Annotated in this window: 1 protein-coding gene and 1 pseudogene; both read left to right on the plus strand. The window is 72.3% G+C overall.

The window, feature by feature from the left end:
- Positions 1-803: pseudogene (locus ACYVE9_RS27405) on the plus strand (serine/threonine protein kinase); the annotation flags it as partial.
- A gap of 199 nt (positions 804-1,002) precedes the next feature.
- On the plus strand, positions 1,003-1,240 hold a 238-nt coding region (locus tag ACYVE9_RS27410; protein ID WP_461030585.1), incomplete at its 3' end, for a hypothetical protein.

Genomic DNA, 1,240 nt, shown 5'->3' on the forward strand with positions numbered 1-1,240 from the left:
CGGCCTCCCGGCTGCCAGCCGCCTGGCGGCAGCGCGGCGCGGTGATCGCGGTCGTCGCCGTCGTGGTCCTCGGGCTGCTCGGCGCGGTGCTCGCCTTCACGCTGAACGGCGGCGGTGACGACACCTCCGGCAAGGACGGCGGCAGCGCGACCGGCGGCACCGGCGGCGGCGACACCGACTCCGACACCGGCAAGCAGGACTCCGCCGACGACGCCAAGAACGGCGACGGGGACCAGCAGAGCGGCGGTGACGCCGACAAGCAGCAGGAGACGGGTTCGGGCGGCTCCGCGGACGACGACCCGCAGGACACCGCCGGCAAGGGCTCCGACGGCGACGACGCCCTGCCCGAGAACTACGCCATGATGACGGAAGAGCAGTTCCGGTTCTCCATGGCGATGCCCGAGGACTGGAGCCGCACCGGCACCGCCGGCCGTGAGTCCGGCGGCAAGTACGGCGCGTCGGCGGACTCGCTGCCGCGCATACAGGTCGACTTCAGCAACAGCCCACGCGACGACGCCGTGCAGGCCTGGCGACTGCTAGAGACGGCCGTCGCCGCCGCCAGCAGCGACTACCGCAAGCTCGACATGCGCTCGGTCGAGTGGCGGGACTACCCGACGGTCTCCGACTGGGAGTTCGAGCGGGTGCAGAGCGGGGCACGCGTCAGGGTGCTGAACCGCGGCTTCAAGGTGGACGCCGAGCGCGGTTACGCCATCATGATCACCTGCAAGGCGTCCGAGTGGGACGGCGAGGAGTGCACCACCCTGCGGGACACCGCCTTCAAGACCTTCCAGCCGGCCGGCTGACCGTCTGTCACGGCGAGCGTGCCGTCGCGGGCCGACGGTCCGTCACGGCAGGCGCGCCGTCGCCGACCGACCGGAGTTGACCCGGAGCCACCCGCAGGGCCGAGTTGCCACGTATCGTGAATGACCGGAGGCCGTACGCATCCGCAATCAGGCCGATGCGGAGCGGATTTGACGGTTTCGCGCGCTGTGGGGAGGCGTTGTGGACGATTACGCCGGCAGGTTGCTGGCCGAGCGCTACCGCTTGCCGCTTCCTCCGTCCGACGAGTACGAGCTGCGCGAGGCGCGTGCCTACGACACCGCCAGCGGCCAGGAAGTCCTCGTGCGGCAGGTGCCGTTGCCCGAGGTCGTCGACGCCGAGGTGCTGGGCGAGCCGGCGGGTCACGTGTCGCCGGGGGGTCGGGCCACCCGCGCCCCCGCCGATCCGGCGGTGCGCCGCG

The sequence above is a fragment of the Streptomyces sparsus genome (genome assembly GCF_054776295.1).